This window comes from Brevundimonas sp. GW821-FHT12C05 (assembly GCF_058807475.1).
Genome location: NZ_JBXAQS010000001.1, coordinates 387,186 through 401,173, shown reverse-complemented (window position 1 = coordinate 401,173; position 13,988 = coordinate 387,186). Strand labels below are relative to the sequence as shown.

Genomic DNA, 13,988 nt, shown 5'->3' with positions numbered 1-13,988 from the left:
TGCCGCGGTTCAGCATTTGGTCGAGGAAGCCTCATGCGCACCCCCCTTCTGATCGCAGCCGCCCTTCTGTTCGCGAGTCCCGCCATGTCCCAGTCTGTCCCCAACACCGCACCGTGGGATCAACCCTTCCTGCCGCCCGCACCGGAGTGGAACGGCGCCAGCCGCGACCTGCTGCGTAACGCCTCGGACCCGTGGGTCACGGCCTTCGAAGCCGACGCCGCCCATGACTTCAGCCCGACCTACGTCGACACCCGCGCCTGGTTCGATCGCCTGGACGCCGCCTCGGACCTGATCCGGATCGAGCAGTTCGGCGTCTCGCCGGAAGGCCGCCCGATCTATGCCGTCATCGCTTCGAAAGACGGCCCGAGTTTCGATCCCTCCAAGCCGGTGCTACTGGCTCAGGCCGGCATCCATCCGGGCGAGATCGACGGCAAGGACGCGGGCATGATGCTGCTTCGCGACATCGCCTTCTATGGCAAGGATGACCTGCTGGACCGGGTCAACCTGATCCTGATCCCCATCCTGTCGGTGGACGGACATGAGCGCGCCAGCGCCTACAGCCGCCCGAACCAGCGCGGGCCGCGCATCCAGGGCTGGCGCAACACGGCGACCAACCAGAACCTGAACCGCGACTACCTGAAACTGGACCAGCCCGAGATGCGGGCGGTGCGCGGCTTGATCGTGAAGTACCGGCCCGACCTGTACGTCGACATCCACGTCACCGACGGCATGGATTACCAGTACGACGTCACCTACGGCTACAATGGCGAGGACGGGGTCTATTCCCGCTCCCCCGCCACCGCACTGTGGCTGGACAACGCCTTCAAGCCGGCGATGAACGCGGCGCTGGAAGCGCGCGGCCATATCCCCGGCGAGTTGGTCTTCGGCATCGACGACCAGAACCCGCGCGCCGGCCTGTCGGACGGCGGCCTGGGCGAGCGTTTCTCGAACGGCTGGGGCTCGGCGGCCCACGTCCCGACCATCCTGATCGAGAACCACAGCCTCAAGCCGCACGAACAGCGCGTGCTGGGCACCTATGTCTTCCTGGAACAGGCGCTGAAGCTGCTGGCGAGCAACGGCCGGGACCTGCGCGCCGCGATCACCGCCGACAGCGCCCTGCGTCCGGCCGAAATCCCCGCCAACTTCGTCCAGAACGACCAGCCGACCGTGACCCGCCCGTTCAAGGGCATCACCTACGAGACCTATGAGAGCCCGGCGTCGGGCCGCCGCGAAATCCGCTGGCTGGGACAGGCCGACCCCGTGCTGTGGCAGCTGCCGTTCTACACCTCGCACTCGACGCTGACCCTGCGCCGCCCGGAGGCCTATTGGGTGCCGTCGTACCGGACGGACATCATCGAACGCCTGCGCACCCACGGCGTGACGATGGAGACCCTGACCGCGCCGCGTACGGTTTCAGTGGAGATGCTGCGCCTCGACGATCCGAAGATCGGCGCCCGCCCGAACGAGGGCCACGTGCCGGTGACGGTGACCTCGGTCACGCCCGAGCGCCGCGACTGGACCTTCCCGATCGGCTCGGTGCGCGTGCCGACCGATCAGCCGCTGGGCGACATCGTCGTCCTTCTGCTGGAGCCGCAGTCGTCGGAAAGCTTCTTCGCCTGGGGCCTGTTCCCCGAGGTGCTGAGCCGCGTCGAATACATCGAGGGTTACGCCATCGCCCCGCTGGCCGAGCGGATGATGGCCGCCGATCCGGCCCTAAAGGCCGAGTTCGAGGCCAAGCTGGCCGCGGAGCCGGACTTCGCCGCCAACGGCGACGCCCGTTTGCAGTGGTTCTACGAACGAACCCCGTTCTATGATGACCACTATCGCCTCTATCCGGTGGCGCGCGAGAACTAGGGGGATCCTGTGAACATCAACGAGGCGTTGGCCTTCCACACCGAGGCCTTCCGGGCGGTCGCGCTCTGGACCGGGCTCTCGCTGCTGTTCGTCCTGTTCCTGTCGATGCGGATCAGCGCGGGACGGCGCAAGCTGAAGGTCTCGGTCGGCGATGGCGGCCACGCGACCCTCACCGCCGCCACCCGCGCCTTCGGCAACGCCATTGAGTACATCCCGGTGGCGCTCATCTCGCTGGCCGTGGTGGCGGTCTTCTACAGTGCGCCCGTCGTGCACATGCTCGGCGGATCGTTCTTCCTCGGCCGGGTGCTCCATGCCTGGGGCATGGCGCAGGAGAAGCAACCCGCCGCCGGGCGCATGTTCGGCATGATCCTGACCTACCTGCCCTTCCTCGCCTCGGCGGGGCTGCTGATCTTCGCCGCCGTCTTCTGACGGCTGTTGCGCCCCGGCTGAGGCCCGGCCATATCGGGGCATGACCTCCCCGCGTGACGCCGCCGCCTCCGACATCCTGCCCGACCTGGTCGCCGCCGCCTTGAAAGCCGGGGCGGACGCCGCCGAGGCGGTGTCCTCGGAGCGGGCCTCCCTCTCCATCGGCGTGCGCAACGGCGCGCTGGAGGACGTCGAGCGCGAGGAGAGCCGCGACCTCGGTCTGCGGGTCTTCATCGGCAGGCGTCAGGCGACCGTCTCGGCCTCGGACCTGTCGGACAAGACCCGCGCCCGCCTGGTCGAGCGCGCCGTAGCCATGGCCCGCCTCGCGCCGGAAGACCCTTACGCCGGACTGGCTCCGCAGGACCGGCTGGCCCGGGGCCCCTTCCCCGATCTGGACCTCTACGATCCGACGGAATGCAGCGCCGCCGATCTGGAAGCCGCCGCCGCCGAGGCCGAAGCCGCCGCGCTGGCGGTCGAGGGCGTCGCCCGTTCGGAGGGCGGTCACGCCGCCGCCTCGTCCAGCCGCTGGCGTCTGGTCACCTCGCACGGCTTTGACGGCGCCTATCAGGGCTCGGCCTTCTCGTTGGGCGTCGGCGTCATCGCCGAGAAGGACGGAGCCATGGAGCGCGGCGGAGAACACCGCGCCGTCCGCCACCTGTCCGACCTGCCCTCGGCCGGATCCATCGGGGCCTATGCCGGTCGACGCGCCGTCGAGCGGACCGGTCCGCGCAAGATCGCCTCCACCACCGCGCCGGTCATCTTCGAAAACCGCGTGGCGACCCAGGTGCTGTCGCCCCTGCTGGGGGCCATTTCCGGCGCCTCGATCGCGCGCGGCACCTCCTTCCTGAAGGACCGGCTCGGCCAGCGGATCCTGCCCGAGGGCGTTCGCCTGATCGACGATCCCTTCCGCCCGCGCGGCCTCGGCTCGACCCCGTTCGACGACGAAGGCGTTGCCGTGAGCGAACAATCAATCATTGATGACGGCGTTCTGACCACCTGGCTGCTGAACAGCAGCGCGGCGGCCCAACTCGGTCTGACCTCGACCGGCCACGCCTCGCGCGGCCTCGCGGGGCCGCCCGGCGTATCGACCCACAACCTGCATCTGGAGCCGGGCGAGCAGGATCTGGACGGCCTGATGGGTCAGGCCGGAACGGGCCTGCTGATCACGTCCATGTTCGGCCCCTCGCTGAACGGCAACACCGGCGACTGGTCCGCCGGGGTGTCGGGCTTCTGGTTCGAGAACGGCGCTCGCGCCTATCCGGTCAGCGAGGTCACCGTCGCGGGCAATCTCAAGGACCTGTGGGCGCGCCTTGTCCCGGGCTCCGATCTGGAGTTCCGCAGCAGCTTCAACAGTCCGTCCCTGCTGTTCGACGGCGTCGCCATCGCGGGCAAATGACGGATTTCGCCACCGATCTCGAGCTGATCCGCGACGCGGCCCTGGCCGCCGGCGAACTGGCCCTGGCCGAGCGCGAGCGGGGTTTGAAGATATGGTCCAAGTCCGGCGGTTCGCCCGTCACCTCGGCTGACCTCGCTGTCGACCAGTTGCTGCGCGCCCGCCTGCTGTCGGCGCGTCCGGACTACGGTTGGCTGTCCGAAGAGACCACCGACAACGCCGAGCGACTGTCGAAGTCGCGCATCTTCGTGGTCGACCCGATCGACGGCACCGTGGCCTATATGAAGGACAAGCCGTGGTGGTGCATTCCCATCGCCGTGGTCGAGGACGGGCGACCGGTCGCCGCCGTCATCCACGCCCCCATGCTGAACGAGACCTTCGTCGCCACCCTGGGCGGCGGCGCGTCCCTGAACGGACGGACGATCACGGCGTCGGACACCACAGACCTGGACGACGCCTCGGTTCTGGCCGACGCCCGGCTGATGGAAGGACCGCACTGGCCGGAGCCCTGGCCCGCCATGCGCTACGAGAAGCGCAACGCCCTGGCCTATCGCATGGCTCTGGTGGCGGCGGGAGCCTTTGACGCGGCCATCGCCCTGACGCCGAAATGGGACTGGGACGTCTGCGCCGGCGCCCTCATCGCGGAAGAAGCCGGGGCGAAGGTCAGCGACCATCATGGCGGCGCCTGGCGCTTCAACCAGCCCGACCCGCGACAAACCAGCCTGATCTGCTCCGCGCCGGGCCTTCACCCGTTGATCGTGCGGCGGACAGCGCCTATTCCGCTCGCGCCCCGCTGATCCGCCTCTTTCAGGTCATCTCAACCTGCGAGTGGGACGGTGAACTCCATAGACGCTCCCCGGGATACGAACATGACCGCCGAAACCGAAACGCCCCAGCTGCTGCACATCGTCATCGGCGGCGAGCTGCGCCACCTGGACGCGCCGGTGTTCCGCGACCTGTCCAAGGTCGAATTCGTCGGCGCCTTCCCGAACTACGAGGAAGCGCGCAAGGCGTGGAAGGCCAAGGCCCAGGCCACGGTGGACAACGCCCACATGCGTTACTTCATCCTGCACGCCCATCGGATGATCGATCCGCGCGGCGACGCCCACGAGCACTGATCGCGCTCCCGGGCCCTGACGGGAACCGGGGCTGTCGCTCGGACGCTTTGCCTTCGACAGTCCCGTTGACGGAGGATCGCCCGTGAACACTCTTCTGATTGTGCTGGTGCTCGGCGCCATCGCCGTCGGCATCGTCGTGTGGGTCACGCGCCGCAAGCCGGATGCGAACAGCAACGCCCCGCGCGAGTCCGACACCGCCTGGAACGACCCGGTGACGCCCGCGTCGCCGGATGATACCAAACACCCATGACCCTGTTCGGCCGCACCCTCGGCGCTGAGGAAATCAGCACCCTGGTCTTCATGCTCATGGCGTTAGTGCTGTGGACGATGTCCCTGCGCGGCGAAATGAGGTGGAAGCGGTGGTTCAGAAACTGGGAAGCCGAACGCAAGGCGCGACGCGACGCTGAACTGGCCTCGGAGCACGGCGAAAGCCCTCCGCCGTCCTCGCAGGGCCCCCGCGGCCCCTGGAGTTGAGGCCCTATTCCCGCCTCAACAGCTTCTCGGTCAGCAAAGTGCCCCACCACTGGCCCTTGAACTCCGACCGGATGGCCTTGGGATCGTAGGCCGGGCTGTCGATCCACTCCAGGAAGCTGACGCCGGTCGGCGCGACCTCCTTGAGGTATTTCTCCAGCGTGTAGTCCAGCACCCCGGTCAGCCCCTCGCGGTGGTGCAGATATTTCTTGTCGAGCTGTTTGATCGCTTCCGAGATGGGTTCGCCCAGATGGAAGTGGCGATAGAAGACCGCCATCATCCCGGCCCGGTCCGCCCCCGACTTGCAGTGGATCAGCACCGGATATTCGATCGTCTCGAACAGCCGTTTCGCCCGATGGATGCGGTCCGGCTGCGGCGGATCCCGGCTGTCCAGCGGCGCGTCGATCAGGGTCAGGCCCAGCCGCTCGCAGGCGTCCTTCTCCAGCGCATAATAGGCTTCGTCTCGCGCCCCGCGCAGGTTGATGACCGTCTTGATCCCCTGCGACTTCCACCAGGCCAGCTGACGCGGCGACGGCTGGTTCGTCCGCACCAGATCCGGCCCCAGCCAGTGGGCGTTCATGAACCACCGCCTCAGGAAGGCGTGGTCCTTCCAGACATAGTCCCACCTCGCCCGAAAGCGGCCGGCGGCGGAGGAGAGGTCGTAACGAGGCATGCAGGGGGAGATAGAGGGTCGGGAGCCGGTCGTCATCTGGCGGTTTGAGGTCTAGGCTGCAGACCACAGGAGAACCGCCATGAAAGTCGTCGCCGTCGCCGCCATGACCGTGCTGATCGCCGGTTGCCAGCCCGCCGCGGAGACGCCCGCCCCGACCGAGGCGGAACCGGCGGCTGCCGCGCCCGACACCACGCGGGCGCCGGCGGCCGACGCGGCCCTGACCGCCTTCCTGCAGGATCGCACCCGCGACGTGATGGCGCCATTGGGCTACGTCGCGCGCACGACGGGCGAAGGCCAGGACGCCCTGACGCTGGTCTATCTGGTCGGCCCCGGACTTTGCGGCAGCGGCGGCTGCAACCTGCTGATCCTGCGCAGCACCGGAGACGGCTACGCCGTACTCGGTGAAACGACGATCACCCGAGCGCCGATCCGAATGCTCTCGACCCGCACGAACGGCCTCCCGGACATCGGCGTGCATGTCGGGGGCGGCGGCATCATCAACGGGTACGAAGTGCGGTTGAAGTTCAACGGCGCGCGATATCCCTCCAATCCCACGATGCCCCCCGCCGAGCGCATCGACGGCGCCGAAGGCGTCGTCCTGATCACGGATGACGATGCGCGGACGTCCCTGAAGTCATAGTCTGCTTGACTTCCTCCCCCTGTCGTCCGACCTCGGACCGATGACGACGCCTGCCCCCGCGACCGACGAGAAAGAGCCGCTGCGCCCGCTGCTGGCGCGCATCTGGCGCGACTACCTCTCGCACCACCGCACGCCGCTGTTCCTGTCCATCCTCTGCGCGGCCGTCGTCGGCGTCATGGCGGCCACCGTCCTGCAATTGCTGCAGCCCGCCGTCGACGGCCTGTTCCTGGGCAAGCCGGTCACCATCTGGCGCGTCTTCACCATTCCGCCTGAACAGGCGCTGGTCAGTATTCCGCTGATCATCATCGGCGCCGGCGTCATCTGGACCATCGCGGCCCTCGGCCAGGCGGCCCTGGTCAATCGGCTGGGTCACGGCATCGTAGGCGACATCCAGGTGCGCCTGTTCGGCGCCATGATCCGCGCCGACCTGGCCCGCCTGCGCAGCCAGCACTCCGGCGGCTTCGTCTCCTCGGTGCTGTTCGACGCCAACATGGTGCGCGAGGCCTTCACCAACGGCGTGGTCAACTACACCCAGCATTCCCTCACCTTGGTCGCGGTGATCGGCTACATGGCCTGGACCGACTGGCGGCTGACCCTGATCGTCCTGCTGGGCGCGCCGGTCATCGCCCTCGTCATTCGCCGTTTCGGCAAACGGGTGCGCAAGGCCACCACGGGCGCCATGGTCGAGACGTCCAACCTCTCCACCGCCCTGATGGAGAACCTGGACGGCGTCCGCCTGATCAAGATCGAGAACCGCGAGGCCGCCGAGGAGGCCCGGGTCGGCGAGGTCGTCGCCCGCCGCCAGCGCCACGTCATCAAGTCCGCCGACAGCCGCGCCTTCGCCGGCCCCTTCTCGAACCTCGTCGCCATGGTCATCGTCGCCGCCGTCATGGGCTACGCCGGCTGGCAGGCGCGTCAGGGCCAGATGACGGTCGGCGCGTTCGCCGCCTACATCGGCCTGCTGATGTCCGCCGGACAGTCGCTGCGTCAGGTCACCAACCTGCAGACCGTCATGGCCGAAGGCCTGACCGCCGCCCGACGTCTGTTCGCCTCGCTCGACATTGAACCCGAGATCCGCGAGGCGCCCGACGCCGCGCCGCTGGAGACCGGCCCGGTCACCGTCGCCTTCGACCACGTCAGCTTCGCCTACGCCCCGGCGGCCGAGGGCGGCGCGCCGACCCTGTCGGACGTCTCCCTGTCGGTGAAGCCCGGCGAGACCGTGGCCCTGGTCGGCCCGTCGGGCGGCGGCAAGTCGACCATCCTGTCGCTTCTGCCCCGTTTCTACGACGTCACCTCGGGCGCGGTGACCATCAACGGCCGCGATATCCGCGAACTCAAGCTGCAGGACCTGCGCACCCACATCGCCCTGGTCACGCAGGAGCCTTTCCTGTTCGACGACACCATCGCCGCCAACATCGCCTACGGCCGCCCCGGCGCCTCGCAGGCCGATATCGAGGCCGCCGCCGCCTCGGCCGCCGCCCACGAATTCATCACCGCCCTGCCCGAGGGGTATCTGACCCGGGCCGGCGAAGCGGGCCTGCGTCTGTCCGGCGGTCAGCGCCAGCGGATCGCCATCGCCCGCGCCTTCCTGAAGGACGCTCCCATCCTGCTGCTGGATGAGGCGACCTCGGCGCTGGACACGGAGAGCGAGGCCCTGGTGCAGACCGCGCTGGAGCGGCTGATGGAGGGCCGCGCCACCCTGATGATCGCCCACCGGCTGTCGACCGTGCGCAACGCCGACCGCATCTACGTCATCGATGCGGGCAAGGTGGTCGAGACCGGCAGCCACACGTCGCTGGTGAAGAAGGGCGGCCTCTATGCCCGTCTGGCGCGGCAGCAGTCCCTGGACAGTGATCCGGTCACCGTGGCGACGGTTTCATGAGGCCGCTGCGCAATCCGGCCGTCCAGGCGTTCTTCGCCTGGGCTCTGGCCCAGTGGATGCGGTTCTGCTTCGCCACCATCCGCTGGACGCAACGGAACGAGGGCGTGGCCGAGGCCATATGGAAACAGGGCGGCGGCGTGCTGTGCGCCTTCTGGCATTCGCGCATCAGCCTGAGTCCCGTCAGCTGGCCGCTGGACCGCGCCCAACCGGTCAAGGGTCTGATTTCCCTGTCGCCTGACGGCCAGTTCATCGCCAAGGCGATGGCGCTCCTGGGCATTCCCGCCGTGCGCGGCTCCTCGGCCAACAAGGACAAGGCGGACCGCGCCAAGGGCGGCACCCAGGCCCTACGCGACGGCCTGCGCCAACTGAAGGTCGGCGCCCTGGCCGTCACCCCGGACGGCCCGCGCGGCCCGGCCCAGCAAATGGCCGAGGGCCTGCCCCTGTTGGCCAAGCTGTCGGGCGCGCCGACCCTGTTCATCGGCATCTCCTGTCATCCCGCGATCCGGCTGAACAGCTGGGACAAGGCCGTCGTGCCGCTGCCTTTCGGCAAGGGCGCCATCGTCTGGGATGTCACCGACTATCCGGAAGGGGCGGACCTGGCCGATGTCGCCCTTGCCTGGACCGAGCGTCTGAACGCCGTCGAGGCCGAAGCCGACGCCATCACCGGCCTGAAGCGGGTCTGACGTGAGCCCCGCCCTGATCCTGTACCGGCTCCTGACCCGGATGCTGGAGCCTCTGGCCCCCCGCCTGCTCGACGGCCGGGCGAAGAAGGGCAAGGAGGACCCGGTCCGCGTCGATGAACGCCTGGGTTTGACCCGCGTCCCCCGCCCCGCCGGCGAGGTGGTCTGGCTGCATGGCGTCAGTGTCGGCGAAACCCTGTCCCTGCTGCCCGTGGTCGCCAAACTGCGCGCCACCCGTCCGGACCTGAACCTGCTGGTCACCTCCGGCACCCTGACTTCCGCCGCCCTGCTCGCCCATCGCCTGCCCGAGGGCGTGATCCACCAGTTCGCGCCAGTGGACGCGCCGGGCGCGGTCGACGCCTTCCTGACCCACTGGAAGCCCGTGGTCGGCGTCTTCGTCGAGAGCGAGCTTTGGCCGAACCTGATCCTGGAATCCCGTCGCCGGGGCGTGAAGCTTGTGCTGGCCAGCGCCCGGATCACCGAGAAGACCGTCGCCGGCTGGCGGCGCTTCCCGGGCGCGGCGCGGGAGATCCTGTCGGCTTTCGACGTCATCCTGCCGCAAGACGGGGTTTCCGCCGACCGGCTGGAGAGCCTGGGCGCCCGCATCGACGGCCATGTGAACCTCAAACTGGCGGGCGAGGCGCCGCCGCATGACGGCGCGGCCTTCACCAAGCTGAGCGCCGCCATCGGCGACCGGCCCGTGGTCGTGGCCGCCAGCACCCACGACGGCGAGGAGATCGCCATCGTCCGCGCGCTGGACAAGCTGACCGACCGGCTGTGCCTGATCCTGATCCCGCGCCATCCGGAGCGCAGCGCCGCCATCGCCGCCGCCCTGACCCGCGACGGCTATCGCTTCGCCCTGCGTTCGCAGGGGCGGCAGCCGGACAACGACACCGACCTGTATGTCGCCGACACCCTGGGCGAGATGGGCCTGTTCCTGCGGCTGGCCGACGTGGTGGTCATGGGCGGCAGCTTCTCGGCGGCGCTGGAGAAGCCCCCCGTCGGCGGCCACAATCCGCTGGAGCCCGCGCGGCTGGGCAAGCCCGCCGTCACCGGCCCCGACATGACCAACTGGGCGGCCATCACCGAGGCGCTGGTCGAGGCGGGCGGCTTGCAGATCGTCGCCGCGCCATGGGATCTCCCCGCCGTGCTCGCGCCCCTGTTGGCCGACGAGAAGGTCGCCCGGGCCATGGGCGACCGCGGCCGTCGCGCCGCCGCCGAAGCCGGATCCGGGCTGGAACGGCTGATCGAGGCGATGCATCCCCTGTTGCCGCCGAAGCGGAGCCGGCGATGAGCCTGAGCACGCCGAAGTGGTGGTATCTGCGCGACCGCAAGCACGCGGCCATGACGCGGATGCTGCTCAAGCCCCTGTCCTGGGTCTGGGCCGGCGTGACCGCCAACCGCATCGCCCGCGCCACGCCGGTCGATCCCGGCGGGCCTGTCATCTCCGTCGGCAACCTGACCGTCGGCGGATCAGGTAAGACGCCCGTCGCCCGCGAGGTCCTGCGGCTGCTGCGCCAGTCAGGCGTCGAGGCCCACGCCCTGTCGCGCGGCTACGGCGGCAAGCTGCAAGGCCCGGTCCGGGTCGATCTGAACCTTCACACCGCCGCCGACGTGGGCGACGAGCCGCTGATGCTGGCGCTGGACAGCCCGGCCTGGATCGCCCGCGACCGCGTCGCTGGAGCCAGGGCCGCCGCGGCCGCCGGCGCCCAGGCGCTGGTGCTGGACGACGGCCACCAGAACCCGGCGTTGAAGAAGACCCTCAGCCTGATCGTGGTGGACGGCGAGACCCGCGACGACGAATGGCCCTTCGGCGATGGTTCGGTCTTCCCCTCCGGACCGATGCGCGAGCCGCTAAGGGCCGGGCTGGCCCGCGCCGACGCCGTGGTCATCCTGATGCCGTCCGATCTGGCCGAGCCGGACCCGGAGCTGCTGGAAAGTTTCGGCGCCCTGCCCGTCTTCATCGCCCGGCTGCAGCCCGCCGGTCCGCCGCCGTCCGGGCCGCTGGTCGGCTTCGCCGGCATCGCCAAGCCGTGGAAGGTCGAGCGCTCGCTGAAGGCCGCCGGCGCCGACCTGGCCGAGTTCGCCCCCTTCCCCGATCATGCCGCCTTCAGACCCGAAGATCTGCGCTTCCTCGCCGACCGCGCGGAACAGTTCGGCGCGACCCTGGTGACCACCGAGAAGGACTGGTCCCGCCTGCCCCCCGAATGGCGGACGCGGGTGACCTCCTGGCCGGTGAAGGCCACGTTCGAGGACGAGGCGGGCTTTCTGCGCCTGTTGCGCAGCGAGGGCTGAGCGGAACAGTCCCGACGCCCGTGTGTTCGACACGGGATTACGGAGGGAGAGCCGCATGCGCCGCCTGATGATCCTCGCCGCCCTGACCGCCCTTGGGGCCGCCGCCGCCGGCTGCGCCACCACCGACGGCTACGCCTCGGTCTGCGAGCGCGACTACGCCCGGAACCGGGACTATGCGAGGGCCAGCGGGGCCGCTCTGGGCGCTCTCGCAGGGGCGGCGATCGACAAGGACAATCCGGAGCGCGGCGCGGCCATCGGCGCGCTGGCGGGCGGGCTGCTGGGCAACCAGCTGTCGGCGGAGGACGATCCCTGCGGCTATGGCTTCGGCGGCTACAATCGCGATCGCCGCTACGGCACCGAACGGATCCATTGGCGGGACAACTACCGCCCCTATCCGCGCTACTAGCCGAACCGGCGGCGCTGCTCGGCGCTGCGCAGGGTCGAGCGCAGGAATTCGGCGGGCGGATCGGTCTCGGCCAGTACGGCTTCCTTGATGGCGCGGGGTTCTCCGAACAGGTGACCCTGGCCCATGGAGACATCCAGTTCGAGGATGTCGACGATCTGGCGCTCGCTCTCGCACTTCTCGGCGATGACCTCGATGCCGTAGCGGCGGGTCAGGCCGGCGAAATCGGCGGCCTGGATGTCGCGCAGGGACGGCAGGGCCGGTCCGTTGTCGAGGTCCAGAAGCTGTTCGATCAGCAGATCCGCGGCGACCTTGAGGAATTTCACGTCCGAGCGCTGCAGGTCGGCGAAATCGAGGTCCAGCGTCTGGACCTTGTCGATCGAGAAGCGGAAGCCCAGGTCGGCCAGCTTGGCCATGTTGCGCGCCTCGACGGCGCCGCGGGCGTCGAAGACGGCCTGGCCCAGCTCGAAGATCAGGGCCTGGTTAAGGTCGCGGTTTTCGCTCAGGAAGTCGAGAAACTGCGGGAAGAAGGTCTCGTCGCCCAGCGAGGACAGGGCCACATTGCAGAAGACGCCGACCTTGCGGTCCTGACGGGCCAGGCGGCGCACGATCTGGGCGCAGCGGAACAGCAGCAGGTTGTCGATGGCGGGGACCAGCCCCTCGCCCTCGGCGACGGACAGGTATTCGGCCGGCATCATCACCCGGTCGTCGGCGGCGCGCAGGCGGGTGAAGCTTTCGTAGAAGATGGTCCGGCGCTGCGGCAGGCTGACCACCGGCTGCAGGTAGAGGTCGACCCGGTTCTCGGCCAGGGCCTCATGGATCGTCTGCAGCAGGACGTTGGACTGCTGGCGATGGCGAGCCTCAAAGGCGCTGGCGGGGGCCGGCTGCTGGACCCGCTCCTCGATCGAGACGCTCATCTGCTGGATCAGGGTCTCCAGCATGCGGACCTCGCCCGACAGCTGCTCGGTCGAGGTCAGGGCGCCGGCTTCGATGGCCTGGGCCAGTTCGGTCAGGGCCCCCTGGGTGGATTCCATTGCGTCGGCCAGCAGGCGGTGAGCCTCGCGGACCTGATCGATTTCCTTCTTCAGGGCCGCACGCTGGCTGCGGCCGACGACCAGGACGTGGATCGCCATCAGCAGGCCCGCCGTGCCGAAGCCGGCGGCCACGCCTGCGCCGCCGCCGAGACCGGCGCGCCACAGGAAGGCGCCGACGGTCATCGCCAGGAACAGGTAGCCGAAGAACAGAAAGCCGTTGGTTATGGCGCGCATGGGGTACGGAGTTTCCGCCTTCCCGGATGGAATCGCCCGAGTATCGGGGTATCACGACAATACGCATAGGGTCCGAACACGGATTCTCCCCACGCTTTCGAGGTTAACGATGGAATTGTTCGACCTGACCGGCAAGGTCGCGGTGATCACCGGCTCTTCGAAGGGCATCGGCAAGGCCATCGCCGAGCGGATGGCCGAGCATGGCGCCAAGGTCGTGATCTCGTCGCGCAAGGCCGGCCCTTGTGACGAAGTGGCTCAAGCGCTGAACGCCAAGCACGGCGAGGGCACGGCCATCGCCGTCCCGGCCAACATCGCCTCCAAGGAAGAACTGCAGCGGCTGGTCGACGAGACCGTCGCCGCCTTCGGCCAGATCGACATCCTGGTCTGCAACGCCGCGTCCAATCCCTATGCCGGGCCGATGGGCGGCATTACGGACGACCAGTTCCAGAAGATCTTCCACAACAACGTGCTGGCCAACCACTGGCTGATCCAGATGGTCGCGCCGCAGATGGTGGAGCGGAAGGACGGGGCCATTCTGGTGATCTCGTCCGTCGGCGGGCTGCGCGGCAACGCCCTGATCGGCGCCTACAACGTGTCCAAGGCGGCGGACATGCAGCTAGTGCGCAATCTGGCCGTCGAGTTCGGCCCGTCGAACGTGCGGGTCAACTGCATCGCCCCCGGCCTGATCCAGACCGACTTCGCCCGTTATCTGTGGGAGAACGAGGAGGTGCTGAAGGTGACGGTCGAGCCCAATCCGATGAAGCGCATCGGCCAGCCGGACGAGATCGCGGGCACCGCCGTCTATCTGTGCAGCAAGGCCGCGGCCTATGTGACCGGCCAGACCCTGGTCGTGGACGGCGGGCTGACGATTGCCTGGTGACGGTC

16 protein-coding genes are annotated in these 13,988 nt (G+C 68.9%); 14 read left to right on the top strand and 2 right to left on the bottom strand.

The window, feature by feature from the left end:
- Positions 1-33: 33 nt before the first annotated feature.
- From AC1RRF_RS01940 to AC1RRF_RS01910, 7 genes are all read left to right on the top strand, one after another.
- Positions 34-1,854, top strand: coding sequence for a M14 family metallopeptidase (locus tag AC1RRF_RS01940; protein ID WP_492832301.1), 1,821 nt, complete (start codon positions 34-36; stop codon positions 1,852-1,854).
- A gap of 9 nt (positions 1,855-1,863) precedes the next feature.
- Positions 1,864-2,283 (top strand): MAPEG family protein, encoded by a 420-nt coding sequence (locus tag AC1RRF_RS01935; RefSeq protein WP_492832299.1) that lies wholly within the window; start codon positions 1,864-1,866, stop codon positions 2,281-2,283.
- 40 nt (positions 2,284-2,323) lie between these two features.
- On the top strand, positions 2,324-3,676 hold the full coding sequence (locus tag AC1RRF_RS01930) for a TldD/PmbA family protein (protein ID WP_492832297.1): 1,353 nt from the start codon (positions 2,324-2,326) through the stop codon (positions 3,674-3,676).
- Entirely contained in the window at positions 3,673-4,470 is a 798-nt protein-coding gene (locus AC1RRF_RS01925) for a 3'(2'),5'-bisphosphate nucleotidase CysQ (RefSeq protein ID WP_492832295.1), read from the top strand. The genes AC1RRF_RS01930 and AC1RRF_RS01925 overlap by 4 nt, the downstream gene beginning before the upstream one ends.
- A gap of 72 nt (positions 4,471-4,542) precedes the next feature.
- Positions 4,543-4,791 carry a DUF4170 domain-containing protein gene (locus tag AC1RRF_RS01920; RefSeq protein ID WP_492832293.1) on the top strand — a complete coding sequence of 83 codons (249 nt, stop codon included), beginning with the start codon at positions 4,543-4,545 and terminating at the stop codon, positions 4,789-4,791.
- Between the two features lie 82 nt (positions 4,792-4,873).
- Positions 4,874-5,041 carry a hypothetical protein gene (locus AC1RRF_RS01915; RefSeq protein ID WP_291836146.1) on the top strand — a complete coding sequence of 56 codons (168 nt, stop codon included), beginning with the start codon at positions 4,874-4,876 and terminating at the stop codon, positions 5,039-5,041.
- Positions 5,038-5,265, top strand: coding sequence for a hypothetical protein (locus tag AC1RRF_RS01910; RefSeq protein ID WP_492832291.1), 228 nt, complete (start codon positions 5,038-5,040; stop codon positions 5,263-5,265). The genes AC1RRF_RS01915 and AC1RRF_RS01910 overlap by 4 nt, the downstream gene beginning before the upstream one ends.
- Before the next feature lie 4 nt (positions 5,266-5,269).
- On the opposite strand, the gene AC1RRF_RS01905 is transcribed toward AC1RRF_RS01910, so the two are convergent.
- Entirely contained in the window at positions 5,270-5,935 is a 666-nt protein-coding gene (locus tag AC1RRF_RS01905; RefSeq protein WP_492832289.1) for a protein tyrosine phosphatase family protein, read from the bottom strand.
- A 79-nt stretch (positions 5,936-6,014) separates the two neighbouring features.
- Here AC1RRF_RS01905 and AC1RRF_RS01900 point away from each other — a divergent pair, with 79 nt between their 5' ends.
- From AC1RRF_RS01900 to AC1RRF_RS01875, 6 genes are read left to right on the top strand one after another with little or no spacing between them, the layout of a single operon-like run.
- A complete protein-coding gene (locus AC1RRF_RS01900) occupies positions 6,015-6,575 on the top strand; it encodes a COG3650 family protein (protein WP_492832287.1) in 561 nt (186 codons plus the stop codon).
- 40 nt (positions 6,576-6,615) lie between these two features.
- On the top strand, positions 6,616-8,457 hold the full coding sequence (locus tag AC1RRF_RS01895; protein WP_492832285.1) for an ABC transporter ATP-binding protein: 1,842 nt from the start codon (positions 6,616-6,618) through the stop codon (positions 8,455-8,457).
- Positions 8,454-9,140 carry a lysophospholipid acyltransferase family protein gene (locus tag AC1RRF_RS01890; RefSeq protein ID WP_492832283.1) on the top strand — a complete coding sequence of 229 codons (687 nt, stop codon included), beginning with the start codon at positions 8,454-8,456 and terminating at the stop codon, positions 9,138-9,140. Before AC1RRF_RS01895 ends, AC1RRF_RS01890 begins: the two co-directional genes overlap by 4 nt.
- A gap of 1 nt (position 9,141) precedes the next feature.
- Complete coding sequence (locus AC1RRF_RS01885; RefSeq protein ID WP_492832281.1) at positions 9,142-10,431, top strand: 3-deoxy-D-manno-octulosonic acid transferase; 1,290 nt, start codon at positions 9,142-9,144, stop codon at positions 10,429-10,431.
- Complete coding sequence (lpxK, locus tag AC1RRF_RS01880) at positions 10,428-11,432, top strand: tetraacyldisaccharide 4'-kinase (RefSeq protein ID WP_492832279.1); 1,005 nt, start codon at positions 10,428-10,430, stop codon at positions 11,430-11,432. The genes AC1RRF_RS01885 and lpxK overlap by 4 nt, the downstream gene beginning before the upstream one ends.
- A gap of 55 nt (positions 11,433-11,487) precedes the next feature.
- A complete protein-coding gene (locus AC1RRF_RS01875) occupies positions 11,488-11,838 on the top strand; it encodes a YMGG-like glycine zipper-containing protein (RefSeq protein ID WP_492832277.1) in 351 nt (116 codons plus the stop codon).
- On the opposite strand, the gene tipF is transcribed toward AC1RRF_RS01875, so the two are convergent.
- Entirely contained in the window at positions 11,835-13,103 is a 1,269-nt protein-coding gene (tipF, locus tag AC1RRF_RS01870; protein ID WP_492832275.1) for a flagella assembly cyclic-di-GMP phosphodiesterase TipF, read from the bottom strand. The genes AC1RRF_RS01875 and tipF overlap by 4 nt on opposite strands.
- 109 nt (positions 13,104-13,212) lie before the next feature.
- On the opposite strand from tipF, the gene AC1RRF_RS01865 reads away from it, so the two are divergent.
- Positions 13,213-13,983: an SDR family NAD(P)-dependent oxidoreductase gene (locus AC1RRF_RS01865; protein WP_492832273.1), complete on the top strand. Its 771-nt coding sequence runs from the start codon at positions 13,213-13,215 to the stop codon at positions 13,981-13,983.
- Positions 13,984-13,988 lie beyond the last annotated feature (5 nt).

Coding starts and splice junctions, on each gene's coding strand:
- AC1RRF_RS01920 (WP_492832293.1), top strand. CDS start 4,543: ATGACCGCCGAAACCGAAACGCCCCAGCTGCTGCACATCGTCATCGGC.
- AC1RRF_RS01895 (WP_492832285.1), top strand. CDS start 6,616: ATGACGACGCCTGCCCCCGCGACCGACGAGAAAGAGCCGCTGCGCCCG.
- AC1RRF_RS01890 (WP_492832283.1), top strand. CDS start 8,454: ATGAGGCCGCTGCGCAATCCGGCCGTCCAGGCGTTCTTCGCCTGGGCT.
- AC1RRF_RS01925 (WP_492832295.1), top strand. CDS start 3,673: ATGACGGATTTCGCCACCGATCTCGAGCTGATCCGCGACGCGGCCCTG.
- AC1RRF_RS01875 (WP_492832277.1), top strand. CDS start 11,488: ATGCGCCGCCTGATGATCCTCGCCGCCCTGACCGCCCTTGGGGCCGCC.
- AC1RRF_RS01940 (WP_492832301.1), top strand. CDS start 34: ATGCGCACCCCCCTTCTGATCGCAGCCGCCCTTCTGTTCGCGAGTCCC.
- AC1RRF_RS01865 (WP_492832273.1), top strand. CDS start 13,213: ATGGAATTGTTCGACCTGACCGGCAAGGTCGCGGTGATCACCGGCTCT.
- lpxK (WP_492832279.1), top strand. CDS start 10,428: ATGAGCCTGAGCACGCCGAAGTGGTGGTATCTGCGCGACCGCAAGCAC.
- AC1RRF_RS01905 (WP_492832289.1), bottom strand. CDS start 5,935: ATGCCTCGTTACGACCTCTCCTCCGCCGCCGGCCGCTTTCGGGCGAGG.
- AC1RRF_RS01930 (WP_492832297.1), top strand. CDS start 2,324: ATGACCTCCCCGCGTGACGCCGCCGCCTCCGACATCCTGCCCGACCTG.
- tipF (WP_492832275.1), bottom strand. CDS start 13,103: ATGCGCGCCATAACCAACGGCTTTCTGTTCTTCGGCTACCTGTTCCTG.
- AC1RRF_RS01900 (WP_492832287.1), top strand. CDS start 6,015: ATGAAAGTCGTCGCCGTCGCCGCCATGACCGTGCTGATCGCCGGTTGC.
- AC1RRF_RS01910 (WP_492832291.1), top strand. CDS start 5,038: ATGACCCTGTTCGGCCGCACCCTCGGCGCTGAGGAAATCAGCACCCTG.